Origin of the sequence: Streptosporangium sp. NPDC049078 (assembly GCF_040648855.1) — a bacterium.
In the GTDB taxonomy this organism is placed as follows: Bacteria; Actinomycetota; Actinomycetes; order Streptosporangiales; family Streptosporangiaceae; genus Streptosporangium.
Genome location: NZ_JBEZEL010000003.1, coordinates 273,772 through 294,752 on the forward strand (window position 1 = coordinate 273,772; position 20,981 = coordinate 294,752).

The window sequence follows — 20,981 nt, forward strand, 5'->3', positions numbered from 1 at the left end:
TCGGCGCCACGTACGGCCCGCATCCCACGAGGGCGGGCCGTACGTGTGTCCGGGGATGGGCCGGCGTCGCGCGTCCGAGGAGCCGGTGAGTCCCTGTGTTCCCGTGCGTCCCGCCTGTCCGGGTCTGTCGGCGAAGAAGCGGTCAATCCAGCGTGATGTGGAGCCTCACCCTCAGCTCCCCGCCCACGCCGCGCACCTGCACCAGGTCGCAGAGCTGGCGGCTGATCCAGAGCCCGTAGCCGCGTGGTGACCCCGGTTCGGGCGGGAGGTAGCCGGGCAGCGGGACGTCCAGGTCACCCCCGCCGGAGTCGGCGATCTCGCACACGATCTCCCCGCCGGCCGTCCAGATGGACGCCCGGCCGTGTCCCGCCCCGTGCTCCACGCTGTTGGCCGCCATCTCCGAGACGCTCAGCACGAGTGAGGAGATCAGATCGCGTCCCAGACCGGCCCGGCTCGCATGGTCGGTGACGAGCGCGCGCAGCCGTCCCAGCTCGTCCAGGGTGAAGTGGGTGACCACCGCGGACGGCGGCGCGTCGGGGAGGGGGAGGTCGTCTCCCGGCAGGGCGAACCGCTCCGGGGGGACATAGCGATCACTTCTTCGCAGGCCGGCGCCGGTCAGCTCCGTGGGGTGGGTGCGGAGGACATGATCGAGCGCCGACGTCTCGTCGTACAGGCACCACATGCTGACCGGGACCCCGGCGAACGCGGCGTTGAGCACCGACTCGTAGCGGATCCACTCACGAACCTGCCGCTCGGTCCAGCCCGACCACACCGGCTCCCCGATGACCAGCGGCCGCTCTCGCTGCCGGACGTAGTCGTGGAAGGCGGCGAGGGTCCGCGTCGGGTGGGTGTACCACTCCTCGGCGGGCCGGCGGTCGATGAGGCGGGTGTCGGCACCGAAGGCGTCACCGACCAGGTCGAGTGCGCGCTCGCCCGTGACGACCAGGATCCGCCGGCCCTCGCGGAGGGCGCCGGCGATCAGGGGCTGGAGGAGTCCAAGAAGGCCGGAGTCGGAACCGTACGCGACAGCCGTGTGCGCGAACGGCCCGCCGGAGTCGAGGAACGCCCGCTCGGGCTGCACGGGGATGACCGTAACAAGCGCCCGGCTTCAACACAACAGAGTCAGTTCGCGACATCGTGTCAACCGGACGCGATCAGCGCGACCGCGGTGAGGGTGAATCCGATCCCCACCGCCTGGACCGTGTTGAGCCGCTCTCCCAGGAAACGGCGGGCGAGCAGCAGGGTGCTCGCCGGGTAGAGCGAGACCAGGACGGCGACGAGGCTGAGCATCCCGCGCTGCTGGGCGAGCACGAAGAGCACGTTGGCGGCCATGTCGAGCGCTCCGGCCGCGATGATGACGGGCAGCGTGCCGGGTCCGGGACGCGAGAGGCGGCCGACGGCGAGGGCCGACAGGGCGATGAAGGTGATCGAGATCAGGCGGGCCCCGAAGAGCGGCCACATGCCGCTGTCCGCCGGAGCCTGGGCGATGATGATGAAGAACCCGCCGAAACCCGCGCCCGCGGCGAGCGAGGCCAGGATCGGGCCGTATCCTCCGCTTGTCTCCCCGCCCGACGAGCCGCGGCTCACCAGCAGGACCGCGAGCAGCGCGAGGACCACCCCGGCAAGCGCGACCGGCTCGGGGCGCTCCCCGGCGGCGAGCCCGAACAGCACGGGCAGCGCCGCGGAGCACGTCGCGGTGATCGGCGCCACCACCGACATCACGCCGCTCGCCAGCGCCCGGTAGAACAGCACGACCCCCGCCGTGCCGCAGAGGCCGGAGGCCGCGCCCCAGGCGAGGGCCGCGGGCGTGGGGCGCTCGGGCAGGAACGGCAGCAGCGCGGCGATCAGGGCGAGCCCGGCGATCTGGGAGAGGAGCACCACCGCGAGCACCCGTGATCTGCGGGTGGCCAGCCCGCCGAGGAAGTCGGCGGCGCCGTACACCACCGCGCAGGTCGTCGCCAGCACCACAGCCGTCACAGGTCACCTCGGTTCAATGGAGTGTACTGAAAGTACAATATATGTAGTGCAATAGAGTGCAAATCGGGTTCACTACACTGAACTCATGGATCCAGAGACGATCACCGCCGCGGTCGCCAACAACGTGCGGGCACAGCGGGCGCACCGGCAGATGACCCTCGACGAGCTCGCCGCGCGCTCGGGAGTGAGCCGGGGCATGCTCGTCCAGGTCGAGCAGGGCAGAACCAACCCGAGCATCAGCACGCTCACCCGCATCGCCGACGCGCTCGGGGTGACGGTCGCGCGAATGGTGGAGGTCTCCGACACCCCCGTGGTCCGGGTGGTCAGCGGCGCCGACGTCGTCACCTTCCCGCACGGCGTCTCCAGCACCGCGCGCCTGCTGGTCGGCACCGACGCGCCCGCCATCCTGGAGCTGTGGGACTGGCGGCTCGCCCCCGGCGACCACCACGACGGCGACGCCCACCCCCCGGGCACGCGCGAGATGCTGACCGTCCTCGAAGGGCGGCTCACCCTCTCGGTGTACGGCAAGAACCACATCGCGGAGACGGGCGACGCGGTCGTGTTCAGCGCCGACCGCCCGCACCGGTACGCCAACGAGGAGGACACCCCCCTGCGGTTCATGATGGTGGTGACCGAACCCCGCGAGGCGCCCGACCGCTCCTGAGGCCGCCGATCGGGTCGGCCCGCCCCCCGCCAACACCTCACCGGTTCCGAGACTTTCGAGCGGATCGGCCCGCACCCCGGCCAATGCCAGAGCGTTCCTGAGGCCGCCGAGCGGACCGACCCGCACCTCGTCCGGCCGAGGCCCGGCCGTTCCTGAGAACTCCGAACAGCCGCCCCGGGCGACGTTTCCGAGGCCCGGCGGGCGCGTGCCGCGCCATGTCATGGCCGCCCGCATATGTGTGGTCCGCCTGCCTTGGGAGCTTTGAAGCTCTAACCGGTCCCATCGGATGAGACGGCCACCAGATGCGTATCTCTCCGGATGTGGCGTGAAGTGGCGCGTCGGTACGGGTAACCGGCGGTCGATGCCTCATCCTGGTGGAATACCCGGTCATGATCTTGCGGGGGGACCCCGCCGGGCTGCTCGCCGTCCCCGCGATGCTTTCGGGGGGAAGCATGCGGGTATGGCGGGTGTGGATCGTGCCGGTGGCGTCGCTGCTCGCGCTCTGGGGATGCACCTCCCCGGTCACCATGGTGGGTTCGGTGGAACGGGCGACCGTGACCTCTCCCGCCCCCACGGGACCCGCGGGGCCGGAGAAACCCGCCACCGTCCCCGGGCTCGGACCAGGCGCGGCACGGCGGCACTGGGCGTGGGAGGACCTCCCCGTCTCTCCCCGGGCGCGCCGCATCGACTGCGAGCGAAGCAGGTGCGTGGCGCTCACCTTCGACGACGGGCCGGGGACCTACACCGAGTCCCTGCTCGACATCCTCGCCAGGCACCGGGCCAGGGCGACCTTCTTCGTCGTCGGACGCATGGCCCTGGGAGACGGCGAGAAAACCCTGCGCAGGATGGTGGCCGAGGGACACGAGCTGGGCAACCACACCTGGGACCACCCGCAACTGCCCCTGCTGTCACAGGCCGGGATCAGGGAGGAACTGGGGCGTACCCAGTGGCTCGTCAAGCAGGCGACCGGGGTCGCGATGATCCTCATGCGCCCGCCGTACGGGTTGACCGACACCCGGGTCGCCACCGAGAGCCGCTATCTGGGGCTCGCCCAGATCATGTGGGACGTCGACACGCTCGACTGGCGTGACCACGACCCCGCGGTCATCGCCCGGCGCGCGGCCCAGGCCGAGCCGGGTTCCATCGTGCTGATGCACGACATCCACCTCTCCACGATCCAGGCCGTCCCCCGGATGCTGGACGAACTCGCCGCCAAGGGCTACAGGTTCGTGACGCTGTCCGAGTTGTACGGCGGACGCCCCAGACCGGGGAGGAAGTACTACACGGGCCGGGACGACCGCACCGCCGACGAGGAGGCCGGTGAGGAAAGGGGCGAAAGGCTCCTGGGAGAGTCCGGCGAAGAAAGGGGGGAAAGGCGCGGGAGAGTCCCGCGAAGGGAGGGATGACGCGCCGGGGAGGAAACTCGGTGGAAGGCCCGGCGGAAGAGGCGTGAACCTTTCGCACCCGTTTCCCGACTGTCCAGGGCGAGGAGGCAGGGTGACTGACGAACTGCTGGTGGTCCGGTGCCGGCTCGGCGAGCGTGAGGCGTTCGCGGAGCTGGTGAGGGCCTGGCACGATCCGGTGTGGAACTACGTACGGCGCATGCTGGGACCCTCGCGGGCCGACGACGTGGCTCAGGAGGTCTGGGTGGCCGTGGTGCGCGGGCTGCCGCGCCTGAAGGAGCCGGGCAGGTTCGCGCCCTGGCTGTTCACGATCGCGAGGCGCGCGGTGGCCGACAGGCTCCGCGAGGAGTACGCCAGACCCGAGATCCCGCTGGAGGAGGAACGGGCATCCGCCGATCCCGTCGATGCCCTCGTGGACCGCGCCGACCTGCTCGCGGGTCTGGCGGGCCTGCCGGTCAGGGAGCGGGAGGTCCTCGTGCTGTTCTACCTGCAGGACCTCTCCCTGGAGGACTGCGCGCAGGTCTGCGCCGTCCCCGTCGGCACGGTCAAGTCACGCCTGTCCCGCGCGCGGCGCATGCTGCGCGAACAGCTCACGGAGGAGGGATACCGATGAACCCCGATGACATGATCGCCAGGCTGTCCGGCCCGTTGTCGCTGCGCCGCCGGATCGCCAACGTCGTGGCGCTGCTCGGCGGCCTGGGCGGGGCGCTGTTCGTCGGCCTGCTGTGGGCCACCGAGCCCGCCCTGCCCGGCCGTACGCACCTCGCCTTCGGCGCGCTGGTCGCGCTCGGCCTGGCCTGGGCCGGTTACGGGGCCTGGGCACTGAGCCGCAGGACCCCGCTGTTCGCCCTCGACCGGGTGATCGCCGCCTGGCTGGCGGTGGCCGCGACGGGCCTGCTGACGGCGGGAACGGCCACGGTCGCCGTCGCGAAGGGCACCTGGACGGGCATGGCGGGGGTCACCGTCGCCGCGACGCTGACCGTGCTCGCGGTGGCCGTCCTGCTCAGGGCCCGTGCCGACCGCGCCGCCCTGCTGCGACGTAAGCGCGAACTCGGCGGCTGAGGCCCGCCGCGGCGAGGGCCGCGGCGAGGCAGGCCATCGGGACCGACGGCAGCACGTAGCGGTGGTCGAAGTCGAGCACGGCGACCGGGGCGAGAAGCAGGAAGACGGCCGCGGCCCACGGCAGCAGGGCCGGGCGCCGCCGCCCGACGGCTCCGACGCCGCCCAGCAGCAGGAGCGCGCCGAGCAGTGGGCCGTGCAGGACCCCGGGGTAGTGATAGGCGCCGAGAAGGCTCCCGTAGGGCTCGACCGACGACATCCCCCGGATGTCGCCGTCGTACTCCCGGCGCACCTGGTCGATGAGCGGGAAGGCGGGCAGCGGCCAGGAGCCGACAGGGAACGTGAGGGCGGGGGAGACCCGAAGGGGATGGCGCACCGGGGTCGCGGCGAAGGTGAGCGAGGTGTCGCGGACGACCTCGCGGAGATAGTCGAACGGCTGCGCGGCGATGGCGCGCAGCGCGAAGGACCTGGCCAGGTCGTTGTGGGCGAACCGGCCTCCCGGCAACCTGTTGAGCGAGGCGTCGGCGGCCCAGACGTACTCGGAGGCGGCGTCGACCACCGTGCCGTTCGGGCAGAGCACCGCCTCCCTCGCCGGTGGTCTGATCACCGAGCAGTCGGCGAACGTCATCGTGCGCGCCCACAGCGCCACGCCGTCGGAGCCGCTCAGCGCGAACCGCCCGTGGTGCTGCTGGTACCAGCCCGCGTAGGCGGCGAGCGGCAGCAGTCCGGCGGCGGCCAGCGCCACCACCCGCTTCCAACCGGCCCGCCGCAGGAGCAGGTGGAGCAGGACCAGACCGAGCAGCGGCACCGCGACCGTGCGGGTGAGCCCGGCCAGCGCCAGCAACAGGCCCGCCACGGCGGCCGCCCGCGCCGAGGGCCTCGCCCGCCACATCAGGACCGTGAGAGCCGCGGTGATGAGGAAGATGAGCTGGGTGTCGGAGAGCACGGCGTGTTCGAGCCGCAGGAACGCGGGGTTGAACAGCAGGGGCAGGGTGGCCAGCGCCGCACCCCACCCGGGGAGCGCGTGACGGCGCAGCACCAGATAGATCATCAGGGCCGTGCCCAGGCCCATCAGGTGCTGCAGGCCCGCGACGAGGAAGACGCTGTGGAAGGGCAGCAGCAGCCGGAGCAGGAAGGAGTAACCGGCCGGATGGAACGCGCCGGACGGTTCCAGATGGACCGCGGTGTTGAGGTAGGTGAAGGAGTCGTACCAGTAGAGCTGGGCGGTGTCGTAGCCGAGCATGACGAGGACGCGGAGCCCCGCCGCCAGTGCGATCGCGACGGCGAACGGCAGGTGACCGCCGAGGAGCCGGTTACCCGGCGCGCTCGGTCCTGGCGCTGTGGGTACGGTCGTGACGCCGCCGGGTGAGGCGAGCATGGATGGTTCCCCCGATTCAGGGCCGGAGAATTCCGGCACGGTGGGAGCAGTCCAGCGAGTGATCGATAACCTTGACGTCACCGAATCCGGTTATGCCCGCGTTATGCGACCTGTGGCACGCTGGCGCGATTCGGCCCAGGGGGAGGCACACTGTGCGGGTTTTGGTCGTCGAGGACGAGAGAATGCTCGCCGACTCGATCGCGGAGGGGCTGCGCGGGGAGGCGCTCGCCGTCGACGTCGCCTACGACGGGGAGGCGGCGCTGGAACGGCTGCGGCTGCACGCCTACGACGTGCTCGTCCTGGACCGGGACCTGCCGGTCCTGCACGGCGACGACGTGTGCAGGACCGTGGTCGCCGAGGGCGGCCAGGTGCGGATCATCATGCTCACCGCGGCGGGCGACGTGCGCTGCAGGGTGGAGGGACTCGCCCTGGGCGCCGACGACTACCTGCCCAAGCCGTTCGCCTTCGAGGAGCTGACGGCCCGCGTCCACGCACTGGGCCGCCGGGTGCGCCCCGCCGACCCGCCGGTGCTGGTGCGGGCCGGCATCAGCCTGGACCGGGCGCACCGGCAGGTGTTCCGCGACGGCCGTTACGTGCCGCTCGCCCGCAAGGAGTTCGGCGTGCTGGCCGAGCTGCTGCGCGCCGCAGGGGCGGTGGTCTCCAGCGAGACGCTCCTGGAGAAGGTGTGGGACGAGCACACCGACCCGTTCACCAACACGGTGAGGACGACGATGATGAAGTTGCGCCGGAAGATCGGCGACCCGCCGGTCATCGAGACCGTCACGGGAGTGGGATACCGCATTCCATGAGGATGAGCGTTCGTTTCCGGCTCGCCGTCATCTGCGGCACGGTGACCCTCTACGTCGGGGTCATGCTGGTCGCGGGACTCGCCTTGCTCGTACGGCAGAGCCTGGAACCCCGTGACGGGCTGCGACATCCCGCGTACATCCAGGTCGCGGGCCGGTTCTACAGCCCGGAGCATTCCGAGTATCGGGTGGCGGAGCAGCGCGTCGCGCAGGTGAGGCGCGTCTACCAGGCCGACACGATCAGCAAGGTCCTCACCCTGGGCGGCCTCGCGGTGTTCGTGAGCGCCGGGCTCGCGACGGTGATCGGCTGGCGGGCCGCGGCCTGGGCGCTCCGCCCCGTCAGGGAGGTCACCGCGAGCGCGCGGCACATCGCCCAGAGCCATGACCTCAGCGGCCGCATCACCTACGCCGGGCGCGACGGCGAGGTCAAGGAGCTCGCCGACATCGTCGACACCATCGTCGGCCGCCTCGCCCGCTCCTTCGACGGTCAGCGGCGCTTCGTCGCCAACGCCTCCCACGAGCTGCGCACCCCGCTCACCATCAACCGCACCCTCGTGGACGTGGCGGTCAGGAGGCCCGACGCGACGGAGGACGTCAAGCGGCTCGGCGAGTCCCTGCTGCTGGTCAACGCCCGCCACGAGCGGCTGATCGACGGTCTGCTCGCCCTGACCGAGGGCGAGCAGGCGGTCCTCGACCGCCGGCCCTTCGACCTGACCGACGTGGTCGAGCACGTGCTCGACCTGGCGGGCAAGGAGGCGGGAGAACGCGAGGTGGCCATCCACCGGCTGCTGGACCCCGCGCCGACCGCCGGTGAGCCGGTGCTGGTCGAGAGGCTCGTGCAGAACCTCGTGGAGAACGCGATCCGGCACAACCACGCCGACGGCGAGGTGTGGGTCTCCACCCGCTCTCGCGCCGACCGGGTGGAGCTGGTGGTGGCCAACACCGGGTTGCCGGTGCCGCACTACGAGATCGAGACGATCTTCGAGCCGTTCCGGCGGCTGCACGGCGACCGGCTGCGCTCCGAGCGCGGCAGCGGTCTGGGGTTGTCGATCGTGCGGGTCGTCGCCGAGGCCCACGGCGGCACCGTGACCGCGAGCTCCCGGGAGGAGGGCGGTCTGACGGTCGCCGTCGAGCTGCCGCGCGAGAGTCCCTGACGCCGGGGCGTCGTATCGGGCGCGATTCCGCGACCGGTTCCCCGGCACGGGGAGTCCTCGGCCGGATCGGCCGACCGGCGCTCGGCTGGGGCGATCGGTTCCCCGGCATGGGGGGTTCTCGGCCGGATCAGCTGACCGGTGCTCGGCCGGGGCGATCGGTTCCCTGGCGTGGGGAGTCATCCCCGGGGCCTTTGGCGGCCCGATTCGGGTGGGTCCGGTATGGCTCCTTCTCCCCACCGGAGCCGTACCGGACGAAGACGTCAGGTGAGCAGTGTCACGAGCGCGGCGAAGGCCACCCACGCGAGCAGCAGGGCCAGGTGCATCCGGCCGGTCAGGACCTGCATGGTGATCCCCCCTTTCTACGGGGAATCCTGCCCGGCCGCTCTTGGAAGGCGGTTGGGAGTCACTGGTTCCCGGTGATCACACCGCAGGCGATGCGCCCGCCGGAGTCTCCCGCCTTGAGGGTCTCCGCGTCCGGGCCGGTGCCGGGGGTCGGGTCGGCCGGGTGGCTGTAGCGGTCGGGAATGTTGGAGTGGTTGTCCGGCAGGGCGTGGATGACGACGGCACTGCCGTCGCCGTCGAAGAGCTGCCCCACCCTGAACCGGTCGGTCACGACGGTCGCCGCACCGGTGCCGTCGGTGGCGACGAGGAGGTTGGGCAGGTCGCCCGAGTGGTCGCTGTGCTTGACCGGCGGGATGGTGAAGTGCGGGCCCGCGCTGGCGAAGGGGCTGCCGGTGACCGGGTCGATCGCCTTCGGGTCGCAGACGCCCTTCGTGTGCACGTGGAAGCCGTGGTATCCGGTCGGCAGACCGCCGACGGTGATCGTCAGCCTGGACTTGCCGTCCGGCTGCTCGGCGATGCTCAGGGAACCGACGTTCTTCCCCGCGGTGTTCTTGATGACGGCCTTGGCCGACGACTGGGGTCCCGGCGAAGAAAGCTGTGAGATCTGCGATACCGCCTGGGCGGCCGGAGCCGGCACCGTTGCCCCGAGCGCGACGGCCAGGGCGAAACAGGTTCTGTGAAGCATGAGATATCCCCCCGTACGAGTCCCGGGCTCCCCGAGACGGCGGGGAGCCCGGTACAGGCTTCCTACCCCAGGTGGGGGCCGGAACCGGGGGCACCACGCCGTCTCAACGGGCAAAGCCGTGCCGTGCGAGGCAGTCCGACGCGCGACCGGACCGTACGGAGGCGTACCGCCCGAGGCCGCGCCGGACGAGCGTGACGGGGAGGTCGTACGAGACGAGAGACCGCCCTGTCCCGCCGGGGGCCCGGCGGGACGGGGGATGAGGATCAGTTGGCGCGCTTGGCGCGGGCGGTGGTGCGGGCGCGGGTCGAGGCGTCGAGGACGACCTTGCGGATGCGCACGTTCTCCGGCGTGATCTCCACGCACTCGTCCTCGCGGATGAACTCCAGCGCCTGCTCCAGCGAGAGCTGACGCGGCGGGATCAGCGTCTCCGTCGTGTCGCTCGTCGAGGAGCGCATGTTGGTGAGCTTCTTCTCCTTGGTGATGTTCACGTCCATGTCGTCGGAGCGTGAGTTCTCACCGATGATCATGCCCTCGTAGACCTCGGTGGTCGGCTGGACGAACAGGACACCGCGCTCCTGCAGGTTCAGCATGGCGAACGGGGTCACCGGGCCCGGCCGGTCGGCGACGAGCGAGCCGTTGTTGCGGGTGCGCAGCTCGCCGAACCACGGCTCGTAGTCCTCGAAGACGTGGTTCACGATGCCGGTGCCGCGGGTCTCGGTGAGGAACTCGGTGCGGAAACCGATCAGGCCGCGGGCCGGGACCACGAACTCCATGCGGATCCAGCCGGTGCCGTGGTTGGTCATGTGCTCCATGCGGCCCTTGCGGACGGCGAGCAGCTGCGTGATCGCCCCGAGGTATTCCTCAGGGCAGTCGATGGTCACCCGCTCGACCGGCTCGTGGACCTTGCCGTCGACGAGCTTGGTGACGACCTGCGGCTTGCCGACGGTGAGCTCGTAGCCCTCGCGGCGCATCTGCTCGACCAGGATGGCGAGCGCGAGCTCACCACGGCCCTGCACCTCCCACGCGTCGGGGCGGTCGGTCGGCAGGACGCGCAGCGACACGTTGCCGACGAGCTCCTTGTCGAGCCGGTCCTTGACCATGCGGGCGGTGACCTTGGAGCCCTTCACCCTGCCGACCAGCGGAGAGGTGTTGGTGCCGATGGTCATGGAGATCGCGGGCTCGTCGACCGTGATGAGGGGGAGCGGGCGCGGGTCGTCGGGGTCGGCGAGGGTCTCGCCGATCATGATGTCCGGGATGCCGGCGATCGCGATGATGTCGCCGGGCCCCGCCTCCTCGGCGGGCTTGCGCTCCAGCGCGTCGGTCATCAGCAGCTCGGTGATCTTCACCCGCTGGATGCTGCCGTCGGTGCGGCACCAGGCGACCTGCTGGCCCTTCTTGATGGTGCCCTGGTGGATGCGGCAGAGCGCGATCCTGCCCAGGTAGGAGGAGGCGTCGAGGTTGGTGACGTGCGCCTGCAGCGGGGCCGTCGGGTCGTACACCGGGGCCGGGATCGTGTTCTTGATGACCTCGAACAGCGGCTCCAGGTCCTCGGAGTCCGGCATCGCCGCGTCCTCGGGACGGTTGAGCGAGGCGCGCCCGGCCTTGGCCGAGGCGTAGACGATCGGGAAGTCGATCTGCTCCTCGGTGGCGTCCAGGTCGATGAAGAGCTCGTAGACCTCGTCCACGACCTCCTTGATCCGGGCGTCGGGGCGGTCGACCTTGTTGATGCACAGGATGACCGGCATCTTGGCGGCGAACGCCTTGCGCAGCACGAACCGGGTCTGCGGCAGCGGCCCCTCGGAGGCGTCGACCAGCAGCACGACACCGTCGACCATGGACAGGCCCCGCTCGACCTCACCGCCGAAGTCGGCGTGGCCGGGGGTGTCGATGATGTTGAGCGTCATGCCGCCGTGCTTGACGGCGGTGTTCTTCGCGAGAATGGTGATCCCCTTCTCGCGCTCAAGGTCGTTGGAGTCCATGACGCGGTCGTCCACGTCCTGGTTGACGCGGAAGGCGCCCGACTGCCAGAGCATGGCATCCACGAGAGTGGTCTTGCCGTGGTCGACGTGCGCGATGATCGCGATGTTCCGCAGGTCGTCGCGGCTGTTCAAAGGCATGATGGAGTCTCACTCTGTGATCGTGGAGGCTGACCGCGGACTGTGCGGCCCTCCCATTTTAGTTGATCCGGACAATCGCTCTCACGCGTCCGGCAGATGAAGTGCGTCAATTCGCCCGCAGGACACCCTCCGGCCCCCGGCGGAGGGCGGCGGGAGGTAGCGCGGATCGCGGTTTCGGCCTTGCCGCGGCGGGTTCGCGACAGGCACTGCCTAAGCTCGGATCCATGCCTCTCGCACCCTCGTTTCCCGCGATGCTCAGAACCCGGGACAACCTGCGGATAGACGCCGCCCACACCCCCTCACGCGGCGCGGACGATCTCGGGATCGTCCTCGCCCACGGCTTCACCGGATCGTTCAGGGAACGCGCCACGCGCCGTATCGCCCACGTGCTCAGCGGGTTCGGCGGAGTGGTGGCGTTCGACTTCAGGGGACACGGTCGTTCCGCAGGTATGTCGACCGTGGGAGACAGGGAGATCTTCGACATGGAGGCGGCGGTACGGCACGCGCGGGCGATCGGCTACCGCAGGGTGGTGACCGTCGGGTTCTCCATGGGCGGGGCGGTCGCCGTACGGCACGCGGGGGTGCTGGGCGGCGTGGAGGCGGTGGTGTCGGTGAGCGCGCCCGCCCGGTGGTACTACCGGGGGACCAGGCCGATGCGCCAGGTGCACTGGGCGATCGAGAGACCGGCCGGGCGGCTCGCCGCGCGGCTCGGCAAGCGCACCCGGATCATGAAGGGCGTGTGGGACCCGCTCCCGCTGGCGCCGTACGAGGCGGCGGCGAAGATCTCACCGGTGCCGCTCCTGGTCGTGCACGGCGACGCGGACCGGTTCTTCCCCCTCGACCACGCGCACCAGATCTACGAGGCCGCGAACGAGCCGAAGGAGCTGTGGATCGAGCCCGGCTTCGGCCACGCGGAGACGGCGGCCACACCGGATCTGGTCCGTCGCGTCGGGAGGTGGGTCGCGACCCGTTCCGGCCCTCCGGAATGTCTATCCTCGTGAAGATTGACCGTATGGCGAAGGCGACGTGACGAGGCGACGCGGCAAAGGTGACGTGACGAAGGTGACGTGACGGCGGCGGGCAGCGGCGACGGCCGCGGGTAGTGGCCCAGGCAGCGGTACGGACACCGGCCCGAGGCGGCGGCACGGGCAGCGACGAGGCGGCGGCGAGGGGACGGAACAGGACGCATGCGAAGCATCTACGTTGCGGGTCTTGGGCGGGGAGACGGCAGGCAGATCGTCGAGCTCGGCATGATGGAGCTGCTGAGCGGGCGGGCCGACCGCACGGGAGTGTTCCGGCCGATCACCGGTGGCGGTGAGGACCGGGTGATGGAGCTGCTCCGGGCCAGATACCGCCCCGCGGCCTCGGCGACCGGGGTGAGCGCCGAGGAGGCCGCGGAGATCTACGCGGAGCGGGGCGCCGAGGAGCTCATCGGCCGCCTGGTCGCCCGCTTCCACACCCTGGAGCGCGAGTGCGACGCCATGCTGGTGCTCGGCAGCTTCTTCGACACCGACGACCTGCCGCGCGAGCTCGCCTTCAACGCCCGCCTCGCCGCCGAGTTCGGCGCCCCGGTGATCGTGGTGGTGGGCGCGCACGGCGACGACGCCGAGGAGATCGCGACGGAGATGCGCACCGGCTACCAGGTCTTCTCCGACCTGGGCTGCACCGTGCTCGCGGTGATCGCCAACCGGGTGCCCGAGGGCACGGTCATCGAGTGCGACCTGCCGGTGCCCCACTACGCCGTACCGGAGCACCCCTCACTGTCGGCGCCGACCGTCGGACAGGTCATGCGGGCCGTGGACGCCGAGCTCATCCAGGGCGCCGAGGACGGCCTGCTCCGCGACGTGCTCGGCTTCGTCTTCGGCGGGGCCACGCTCCCGGTCTTCCTTGAGCACCTCGTCGACGGCGCGCTCGTGATCACGCCGGGCGACCGCGCGGACCTGCTGCTGGTCTCGCTCGCCGTCGAGGCCGCCGGTACGGCGAGACCGGCCGGGGTCGTCCTCACCGTGGGGGAGCGGCCCAGCGAGGCCGTGATGGAGCTCACGGCCCGCCTCGCGCCCGGCGTGCCGGTGCTCGCGGCGAAGAAGGACAGCTTCACCGTGGCGACCACCCTCGCCGAGTTGGAGGGGCGGCTCACCGCGGACAACCCCCGCAAGATCGAGACGGCCCTCGGCCACTTCGAGGCGCACGTGGACGCGACCGGTCTCGCCGACAGGATCGAGCTGACCCGCTCGGAACGGGTCACCCCGATGATGTTCGAGCACACCCTGCTGGAACGGGCGCGGGCCGACCGGCGCCACATCGTGCTGCCCGAGGGCGAGGAGGACCGCATCCTGCGGGCGGCCGACATCCTCCTGCGGCGCGGCATCGTCGACCTCACCCTCCTGGGCAGGGAGGACGTGGTGCGGCGGCGGATCGGCGACCTCGGCCTAGACCTGTCCGGCGTGACCGTCGTCGACCCGCTCACCTCGCCGCTACGGGAGTCGTTCGCCGAGGAGTACGCGGCGCTGAGGGCCCACAAGGGGATGACCTTCGAGCCGGCGATGGACGTGGTCGCCGACGTCAACTTCTTCGGCACGATGATGCTGCACCGGGGCCTGGTGCACGGCATGGTCTCCGGGGCCGCGCACACCACGGCCGCCACGATCCTGCCCGCCTTCCAGATCATCAAGACGGTGCCCGACACCTCGATCGTCTCCTCGGTCTTCTTCATGTGCCTGGCCGACCGGGTGCTCGTCTACGGCGACTGCGCGATCAACCCCGACCCCGGCGCCGAGATGCTCGCCGACATCGCGATCTCCTCGGCCCGTACGGCGAGGCGGTTCGGCGTCGAGCCGAGGATCGCGATGCTCTCCTACTCCACCGGCGAGTCGGGCAGCGGCGCCGACGTCGACAAGGTCCGCGCCGCCACCGCCCTGGTCGCGGAACGGGCACCCGACCTGCTGGTCGAGGGGCCGATCCAGTACGACGCGGCGGTGGACGCCAGGGTCGCCGCCGCCAAGCTGCCCGGGTCGCGGGTCGCCGGCCGGGCGACCGTGCTGATCTTCCCGGACCTGAACACCGGCAACAACACCTACAAGGCCGTGCAACGCTCGGCCGGAGCCGTCGCGGTCGGACCCGTCCTGCAGGGACTGCGCAGGCCGGTCAACGACCTGTCGCGCGGAGCCCTGGTCACCGACATCGTGAGCACCGTCGCCATCACCGCCGTACAGGCGCAGGAGGTCACCGAATGAGCGAACGAGCCGCGCGGACGACCGAGGTCTCCGGCCTGGACGGGGGTGCCGACCACGTGCTCGTCCTCAACTCGGGGTCCTCCTCGCTGAAGTACCGGCTCCTGTCCGGCGCCGAGCGGCTCGCCTCGGGAACGGTGGAGCGCATCGGCGAGCCCGGCTCCCCGGTACCCGACCACCGGGCGGCGCTGAAGGCCGTCGCCGAGCGGCTCGCCGCCGAAGGACTGGGACTCGACTCACCGGAACTCACCGCGATCGGGCACCGGGTGGTGCACGGGGGGACGGACTTCACCCGGCCCACCCTCGTCACCGACGAGGTGGTGAGAGGGATCGAGCGGCTCATCCCACTCGCGCCGCTGCACAACCCCGCGAACCTGGCGGGCATCGAGGTCGCCCGGCGGCTCCGCCCCGACCTGCCGCAGGTCGCCGTCTTCGACACCGCCTTCCACGCCACGATCCCCCCGGCCGCCTCGACGTACGCGATCGACCGCGAGGTGGCCGCGCGGCTGGGCGTGCGGCGTTACGGCTTCCACGGCACCTCACACGCGTACGTCTCGCGCCAGGCCGCACTCCTCGCCGACGGGCCCGAGGCCAACGTGATCGTCCTGCACCTCGGCAACGGGGCCAGCGCCTCGGCGGTGTCCGCGGGGCGGTGCGTGGACACGTCCATGGGCATGACCCCGCTCGAAGGGCTCGTGATGGGGACCCGCAGCGGCGACCTGGACCCGGCGGTGGTCCTCTACCTGGCGCGTACGGGGGGCATGTCCCTCGACGAGATCGACGCGCTGCTCAACCGGCGCAGCGGCATGCTCGGTCTGTGCGGGGACAACGACATGCGCGCGGTGACGGAGCGGGTGGCCGCGGGCGACCCCGACGCCGAACTGGCCCTCTCGGTCTACTGCCACCGGCTCCGCAAGTACGTCGGCGCCTACTACGCCGTCCTCGGCACGGTCGACGTCATCGCCTTCACCGGCGGTGTCGGGGAGAACTCCGCCCTGGTCAGGGAGCGGGCGCTCGCGGGTCTCGGGGCGCTCGGCATCGTCGTCGACCCGGTGCGCAACGCCCGCGGCGACACGCTCGTCTCCGCCGACGGCGGGGCCGTGAAGGTCGCGGTGATCCCCACGGACGAGGAGTTCGAGATCGCCCGCCAAACTCTTTCCGTCGTTTCCCGAACCTTTCGCGGCTGAAAGACGTCTATCACGGCAGCGGATGGAATCCGCCGGGAGAAGTGCGCGAAACCGAATCATCGTTCGGTGATCGTCGTGGGCCATACTTCTCGTGGCCGGACGGTCGCCCAGCGTCGCGGGGGTGCGTTGGGCGGCCGTCCGGCGGTGTGCCCGTACGGCTCGTCGCGAGCCGTACGGGCACACCTGGGGGTGGCTGCGGAACGGTGCGCGCCGTACGGGCACGCCCGGGGAGCGGTCCCCTCAGCCCAGACGGGCGATCGACTTGTACTCCAGATAGGCGGACAGCCCCTCCGGACCCAGCTCGCGGCCGAGGCCGCTGCCCTTGAAGCCGCCGAAGGGCGAGCTGTTCTCGATCATGAAGAGGTTCACGCCGTAGGTGCCGGTGCGCACCTGGCGGGCGATGTCCATGCCGCGCTCGGTGTCGGCGGTCCACACCGTCCCCGCCAGGCCGTAGTCGCTGTCGTTGGCGATGCGGACCGCGTCCTTCTCGTCCTCGTACGGGATCACGGCCAGGACCGGCCCGAAGATCTCCTCGCGGGCGATGCGCATCTCGTTGGTGGCCCCCGCGAAGACGGTCGGCGCCACGTACCAGCCGCGGTCGTAGGGGCGCTCCAGGCCGCCGACGACCGGCTTGGCGCCCTCGTCGATGCCGATCCTGATGTAGTTCTCGACCCGCTCCTGCTGCCGCTTGGCGACCATCGGGCCGATGCCGGTGGCCGGGTCGGCGGGGTCGCCGACCGGCATGCCCCGTACCATCGCCGCGACCGCGTCCACGACCTCGTCGTAGCGGTTGCGCGAGGCGAGGATGCGGGTCTGGGCGACGCACGCCTGGCCGTTGTTCATCAGCGAGGCGATCGAGAGGAAGCCCATCGCGGAGGGCAGGTCGCAGTCGTCGAGGATGATCGCCGCGGACTTGCCGCCCAGCTCCAGGGTGCACCGCTTGAGCTGCTCGCCGCAGATCGCCGCGATGCGCCGCCCGGCGGCGGTGGAGCCGGTGAAGGCGACCTTGTCCACACCGGGGTGGGAGATCAGGTACTCGCTCGTCTCGCGCCCGGCGGCGACGATGTTGACCACGCCGTCGGGGATGCCCGCCTCCTTGATCATCTCGGCCAGCAGGTAGGAGTCGAGCGGGGTCTCCGGTGCGGGCTTGACCACGACCGTGCATCCCGCGACGAGGGCCGGGGCCAGCTTGATCATGATGACGAACTGCGGGACGTTCCACGGGACCACCGCGGCGACCACGCCCACCGGCTCGCGGCGGACGGTCACGCTGCCGAACGTTCCCGGGCGCTCCTCCTCGACGGGGAAGGTCTTGCCCAGCTCGGCGTAGTACTGGAGCATGCCGAGCGGCTGCGGGGCCTGCGCCAGCTGGGAGAAGGTGATCGGGGAACCCATCTCCAGGGTGATGAGCTCGGCGATCTCGCCCTGGCGGGCCGCGTAGATCTCGGCGAGCCTGCCGACGACGGCCGCGCGCTCGGCCATCGTCATCCGCGGCCACGGGCCGTGGTCGAACGCCTGGCGGGCGGCGGCCACCGCCCGGTCCATGTCGGCCGGGGTGCCGTCGGGGACCCTGCCGACGACCTCCTCGGTGTGAGGGGAGACGACGTCGATGACGCCGGTTCCCGCGGGGGCCACCCAGTCGCCTCCGATGAAGAGCGTGTCGTGCTGGCGCATGATGTGTTGCCTCCTGGTGGGCGGGCCAGAGTCGCGATTCTCGGATGGTCTCATCGGCTGGGGAGGACGCGACGCGCCCTGCCGGTGCTTGAGACGCTGTTTGAGACCGAATCATGTTCTACCGCTGATGACAAGAGTCGCCGGACGTCTTCGGAGCCCTTCCCGCGCTCTCGCCGTGTCCTCGTGGCGTCTCGGTCGGGTCCTCGCCGTGTCCTCGTCGGACTCCTCGTCACGCTCTTGGTCGGACTCTTCGTCGCGCTCTTCGTGACGCTCGTGGGGCGCTCTTCGTGACGGTCCCGGCGATGGCATTCGCGGGGTCTTGACGGTGGTCTTCGTGATGCTCTTCCCGGCGCGGACGGCGTGGTGTGTTCTGTGCGAGGATTGGCCGGAGTGACAGGAGTGGCATGTCATGCAGTGCTTATTTAAATCACCCTAAAGGGGCATATAGTTCACCAATGGTGCGCGAGTTCCTTCGTTCCGGTGGCGAGCGTCAAGATCGCCTTCTATAGTTTCGCTCCGTCTATGAGGGGGCTTCGGAGGTGAACGAAGCGTGAGGACGGCTCGCGCAGCCGCATTGGCTGTAACACTCACCGTGATGCTCCTGTCGCCCGCCGTCGCCGGAGCCGCGCCCCTCCAGACCGCCAGGCCCGACCCCGAGGCCGAACTCAAGAGGCTCACCCAAGAGGCCGCCGCGATCAACAAGAGCTACCGCGGTCAGGTGCAGAGCCTGGAGGAGACCCGGGTCCAGGCCGGCAAGGCCACCACCACCGCCAAAAGCCTCAGGCGCGCCCTGGCCAGGGCCGAGACCGACGTCGTGCGCTTCGCCCAGACCGCCTACATGGGCGGCGCCCTCGACGACGGCAGCCTGCTGAGCTTCCAGGGCGACGCCAACCAGGCCCTCAGCCAGGCCGCCACCATGTCCCACCTGGCCAGCCGCCGAGCCAGCCAGCTCAACAAGGTCAGGGACCTCGTCAAGAAGGCCAAGACCGCGGAGAAGTCCGCCGACGCGAAGATCGTCAAGCTCAAGAAGGACATCGCCGACCTCAAGCGGCAGCGGGTCAGGATCGAGAGACTCCTGGCCAAGTACGGCTTCCAGACCCCCTCGGGCAACGGCGGCCTCACCCCCCGTACGGTCACCATGCGCAACCTCGTGCTGCAGAACTTCCCCATGCCCTACGGCTACGGCTGCCTGCGCCCCGGCGACCCCGGCGAACACGGCAGCGGCCGGGCCTGCGACTTCATGATGAGCTCCGGCGGCAGCGTCCCCGCGGCCGACGCCCTGGCGCGCGGCAACCGCCTCGCCCAGTGGGCCATCGACAACGGCAACCGCCTCGGGGTCATGTACATCATCTGGCAGCAGAGGTACTACGACGTCCGTACGGGCGCCGGATGGAAGATGATGTCCAACCGAGGCGGCAACACCGCCAACCACATCGACCACGTGCATATCTCGATGTTCTGAGCTGCCAGGCTTCCGACCTGCGGTGATCTCGTTGAGATCGATCGACCTTGCCCTGCGGGATCGGACCCCAGGCCGCGGACCAGGCGTACTCCGTAGACGGGCCTGGCGCGGGACGGGCAACAAAAGTTTCGAGCCTTCCCGAAGTTTTCGTTATCCGCTCGTGGCCTGGAGGTCTCCTGTGTGGCGGCACATGCGAGCGCCGCCAGACGTCCCCTCCGAGATTCCCCAACAGGACAAGGACTTCATTCACTATGAGCACAACCGCCTCGCGCGGCATCCGAGCCGGACGCGGGTCCGTCGTACGCCAGGTCCGCCGCCTGTCGCTGGCCGGTGTTCTCGTCGGCCTCCTGGGCGCCTCCATGGTGAGCGTCACCTCTCCGGCCGCCGCGGCCGAGGTGCCCCTCTCGCAGGGCCGTACCGCCACCGCCTCCTCGGCGGAGCGCGGTGACCTGTCGGCCGCGGCCGCCGTCGACGGCAAGGCCGGCACCCGCTGGGGCAGCAAGTTCAGCGACCCACAGTGGCTCGCGGTCGACCTCGGCAGGTCCACCGCCATCAAGAAGATCGTCATCAACTGGGAGAACGCCTACGCGACGGCGTTCCAGATCCAGACCGCCGCCGCCGGTGACGGCCCCTGGAAGACGGTGCACAGCACCACGGCGGGCAAGGGCGGCGTCCAGACCATCAACCTGTCGGCCACCGGCAGGTTCGTGCGGCTGTACGCGACCAAGCGGTCCGGCCGGTACGGCGTCTCGCTGTGGGAGTTCCAGGTCTTCGGCACCGGCTCGGGCACCACGAACCCGACCCCGACTCCCACCTCGACCCCGAAGCCGACCACCACCGTGACGCCCAAGCCGACGTCCAGCGCCACCCCGACCACCACCGCGCCCGCCGTCGGCTGGGTGCCGGTGAACCAGGCCGCGTGGAAGAAGGCCCTGGACGTCTACAACAAGGTCGCGCCCCAGGCGGTCCCCGCGGGAATCGTGAGGGTCCCCGAGTTCCACACCAACTGCACGGTGGCCAACGAGGCCAAGGACGACCCGATCGTGCTGCCCGGCCTGGTCGGCGCCTCCCACCTGCACACCTTCTTCGGCCCGAAGGTGTCGGCGAACACCACGACGGAGGACCTGCTCAAGAGCGCCACGACCTGTGACGCTCCTGGGGACAACAGCGCCTACTGGGCACCGACCCTGCTGAAGAACGGCAAGCCGGTCCCGATGAAGAACTTCCGCGTGTACTACGGCTCCCGGCTCAAGGACCCGTCGGAGGTCGTGCCGTTCCCGCCTGGCCTGCGCGTGGTGCAGGGCGACGCGAAGCGGCAGGTGGCGACGCCGAAGGGTGCCTCCGGCCAGTTCTGGTGCGCCGGCAGCGCGGAGACCGGCCGTAGCGCCGACGGCAACTGGCCCGTCTGCGCCCCGGGCGGCAACCTGATCTACCAGCTGACGTTCCAGGATTGCTGGGACGGCAAGCACATCGACTCGCCCGACCACAAGTCGCACATGGGGCCGGCCAAGAACGGCACGTGCTCCGGCGACTACCCGGTCGCGGTCCCCAACCTCTCGTTCATGCTCGGCTACGACTCCCTCGGCGGTGACGGCCTGGCGCTGTCGTCGGGCCTGCCGTCCTCGATCCACGGGGACTTCATGAACGCGTGGACGCCGGAGACGCTCGGCGCGCTCGTGAAGGTCTGCCTCAACGCGAAGGCCAAGTGCGGCACCACGCCGGGTTGGGGTCGCTGACCGATCCCCGCCACCACCTCGCATGACATGCCGTGCCGGTGGCCCCACGTCCCGCGGGGCCACCGGCACGGCCGCCTGGCGGTGATCCCGCGTTCCGTGATCGTGCG

At 70.7% G+C, this 20,981-nt stretch carries 17 protein-coding genes; 11 read left to right on the top strand and 6 right to left on the bottom strand.

The features are described from left to right. Positions 1 to 142 precede the first annotated feature (142 nt). Entirely contained in the window at positions 143 to 1,081 is a 939-nt protein-coding gene (locus AB0B90_RS06295) for a sensor histidine kinase (RefSeq protein WP_350949332.1), read from the bottom strand. Positions 1,082 to 1,140: 59 nt separating this feature from the next. Then, positions 1,141 to 1,977 (bottom strand): EamA family transporter, encoded by an 837-nt coding sequence (locus AB0B90_RS06300; RefSeq protein ID WP_350949331.1) that lies wholly within the window; start codon positions 1,975 to 1,977, stop codon positions 1,141 to 1,143. An 85-nt stretch (positions 1,978 to 2,062) separates the two neighbouring features. On the opposite strand from AB0B90_RS06300, the gene AB0B90_RS06305 reads away from it, so the two are divergent. From AB0B90_RS06305 to AB0B90_RS06320, 4 genes are all read left to right on the top strand, one after another. Beyond that, positions 2,063 to 2,641: an XRE family transcriptional regulator gene (locus AB0B90_RS06305; protein ID WP_362921101.1), complete on the top strand. Its 579-nt coding sequence runs from the start codon at positions 2,063 to 2,065 to the stop codon at positions 2,639 to 2,641. A 389-nt stretch (positions 2,642 to 3,030) separates the two neighbouring features. Continuing rightward, positions 3,031 to 4,047: a polysaccharide deacetylase family protein gene (locus tag AB0B90_RS06310; RefSeq protein ID WP_362921103.1), complete on the top strand. Its 1,017-nt coding sequence runs from the start codon at positions 3,031 to 3,033 to the stop codon at positions 4,045 to 4,047. Positions 4,048 to 4,138: 91 nt separating this feature from the next. Then, on the top strand, positions 4,139 to 4,657 hold the full coding sequence (locus AB0B90_RS06315) for a sigma-70 family RNA polymerase sigma factor (protein WP_362921105.1): 519 nt from the start codon (positions 4,139 to 4,141) through the stop codon (positions 4,655 to 4,657). Beyond that, a complete protein-coding gene (locus AB0B90_RS06320; RefSeq protein ID WP_350949327.1) occupies positions 4,654 to 5,106 on the top strand; it encodes a hypothetical protein in 453 nt (150 codons plus the stop codon). The genes AB0B90_RS06315 and AB0B90_RS06320 overlap by 4 nt, the downstream gene beginning before the upstream one ends. Here AB0B90_RS06320 and AB0B90_RS06325 read toward each other — a convergent pair. Then, a complete protein-coding gene (locus tag AB0B90_RS06325; RefSeq protein WP_350949326.1) occupies positions 5,048 to 6,481 on the bottom strand; it encodes a phospholipid carrier-dependent glycosyltransferase in 1,434 nt (477 codons plus the stop codon). The two genes, AB0B90_RS06320 and AB0B90_RS06325, sit on opposite strands and share 59 nt — an antisense overlap. Positions 6,482 to 6,633: 152 nt before the next feature. Between AB0B90_RS06325 and AB0B90_RS06330 the strand changes: the two genes are divergently transcribed. Both AB0B90_RS06330 and AB0B90_RS06335 read left to right on the top strand, forming a co-directional pair. After that, the gene (locus tag AB0B90_RS06330; RefSeq protein ID WP_350949325.1) at positions 6,634 to 7,290 is read left to right on the top strand and encodes a response regulator transcription factor; all 657 of its coding nucleotides are present in this window, start codon (positions 6,634 to 6,636) and stop codon (positions 7,288 to 7,290) included. A 2-nt stretch (positions 7,291 to 7,292) separates the two neighbouring features. Then, positions 7,293 to 8,441 (top strand): HAMP domain-containing sensor histidine kinase, encoded by a 1,149-nt coding sequence (locus AB0B90_RS06335; RefSeq protein WP_350949324.1) that lies wholly within the window; start codon positions 7,293 to 7,295, stop codon positions 8,439 to 8,441. Positions 8,442 to 8,844: 403 nt separating this feature from the next. On the opposite strand, the gene AB0B90_RS06340 is transcribed toward AB0B90_RS06335, so the two are convergent. Beyond that, on the bottom strand, positions 8,845 to 9,468 hold the full coding sequence (locus tag AB0B90_RS06340; RefSeq protein WP_362921109.1) for a superoxide dismutase family protein: 624 nt from the start codon (positions 9,466 to 9,468) through the stop codon (positions 8,845 to 8,847). A 263-nt stretch (positions 9,469 to 9,731) separates the two neighbouring features. Next, positions 9,732 to 11,585 (bottom strand): translational GTPase TypA, encoded by a 1,854-nt coding sequence (typA, locus tag AB0B90_RS06345; RefSeq protein WP_350949322.1) that lies wholly within the window; start codon positions 11,583 to 11,585, stop codon positions 9,732 to 9,734. Positions 11,586 to 11,809: 224 nt separating this feature from the next. On the opposite strand from typA, the gene AB0B90_RS06350 reads away from it, so the two are divergent. From AB0B90_RS06350 to AB0B90_RS06360, 3 genes are all read left to right on the top strand, one after another. Further along, on the top strand, positions 11,810 to 12,586 hold the full coding sequence (locus AB0B90_RS06350) for an alpha/beta fold hydrolase (protein WP_350949321.1): 777 nt from the start codon (positions 11,810 to 11,812) through the stop codon (positions 12,584 to 12,586). Between the two features lie 186 nt (positions 12,587 to 12,772). Continuing rightward, positions 12,773 to 14,818 carry a phosphate acetyltransferase gene (pta, locus tag AB0B90_RS06355; RefSeq protein WP_350949320.1) on the top strand — a complete coding sequence of 682 codons (2,046 nt, stop codon included), beginning with the start codon at positions 12,773 to 12,775 and terminating at the stop codon, positions 14,816 to 14,818. Next, complete coding sequence (locus tag AB0B90_RS06360) at positions 14,815 to 16,002, top strand: acetate kinase (protein WP_350949319.1); 1,188 nt, start codon at positions 14,815 to 14,817, stop codon at positions 16,000 to 16,002. Before pta ends, AB0B90_RS06360 begins: the two co-directional genes overlap by 4 nt. A gap of 240 nt (positions 16,003 to 16,242) precedes the next feature. Here the strand turns inward: AB0B90_RS06360 and AB0B90_RS06365 are convergent, their stop codons facing one another. Further along, complete coding sequence (locus AB0B90_RS06365; RefSeq protein WP_362921113.1) at positions 16,243 to 17,676, bottom strand: aldehyde dehydrogenase; 1,434 nt, start codon at positions 17,674 to 17,676, stop codon at positions 16,243 to 16,245. Between the two features lie 595 nt (positions 17,677 to 18,271). Here AB0B90_RS06365 and AB0B90_RS06370 point away from each other — a divergent pair. Next, a complete protein-coding gene (locus tag AB0B90_RS06370) occupies positions 18,272 to 19,138 on the top strand; it encodes a hypothetical protein (RefSeq protein WP_350949317.1) in 867 nt (288 codons plus the stop codon). A gap of 251 nt (positions 19,139 to 19,389) precedes the next feature. Then, positions 19,390 to 20,874: a DUF1996 domain-containing protein gene (locus AB0B90_RS06375; RefSeq protein ID WP_362921115.1), complete on the top strand. Its 1,485-nt coding sequence runs from the start codon at positions 19,390 to 19,392 to the stop codon at positions 20,872 to 20,874. Positions 20,875 to 20,981: the final 107 nt, after the last annotated feature.

Bases quoted from the DNA above. Each gene is read 5' to 3' on its own strand.
- AB0B90_RS06305 (WP_362921101.1), top strand. From the start codon at position 2,063: ATGGATCCAGAGACGATCACCGCCGCGGTCGCCAACAACGTGCGGGCA.
- AB0B90_RS06310 (WP_362921103.1), top strand. From the start codon at position 3,031: ATGATCTTGCGGGGGGACCCCGCCGGGCTGCTCGCCGTCCCCGCGATG.
- AB0B90_RS06320 (WP_350949327.1), top strand. From the start codon at position 4,654: ATGAACCCCGATGACATGATCGCCAGGCTGTCCGGCCCGTTGTCGCTG.
- AB0B90_RS06325 (WP_350949326.1), bottom strand. From the start codon at position 6,481: ATGCTCGCCTCACCCGGCGGCGTCACGACCGTACCCACAGCGCCAGGA.
- AB0B90_RS06335 (WP_350949324.1), top strand. From the start codon at position 7,293: ATGAGCGTTCGTTTCCGGCTCGCCGTCATCTGCGGCACGGTGACCCTC.
- AB0B90_RS06340 (WP_362921109.1), bottom strand. From the start codon at position 9,468: ATGCTTCACAGAACCTGTTTCGCCCTGGCCGTCGCGCTCGGGGCAACG.
- typA (WP_350949322.1), bottom strand. From the start codon at position 11,585: ATGCCTTTGAACAGCCGCGACGACCTGCGGAACATCGCGATCATCGCG.
- AB0B90_RS06350 (WP_350949321.1), top strand. From the start codon at position 11,810: ATGCCTCTCGCACCCTCGTTTCCCGCGATGCTCAGAACCCGGGACAAC.
- pta (WP_350949320.1), top strand. From the start codon at position 12,773: ATGCGAAGCATCTACGTTGCGGGTCTTGGGCGGGGAGACGGCAGGCAG.
- AB0B90_RS06360 (WP_350949319.1), top strand. From the start codon at position 14,815: ATGAGCGAACGAGCCGCGCGGACGACCGAGGTCTCCGGCCTGGACGGG.
- AB0B90_RS06365 (WP_362921113.1), bottom strand. From the start codon at position 17,676: ATGCGCCAGCACGACACGCTCTTCATCGGAGGCGACTGGGTGGCCCCC.
- AB0B90_RS06370 (WP_350949317.1), top strand. From the start codon at position 18,272: ATGCTCCTGTCGCCCGCCGTCGCCGGAGCCGCGCCCCTCCAGACCGCC.
- AB0B90_RS06375 (WP_362921115.1), top strand. From the start codon at position 19,390: ATGAGCACAACCGCCTCGCGCGGCATCCGAGCCGGACGCGGGTCCGTC.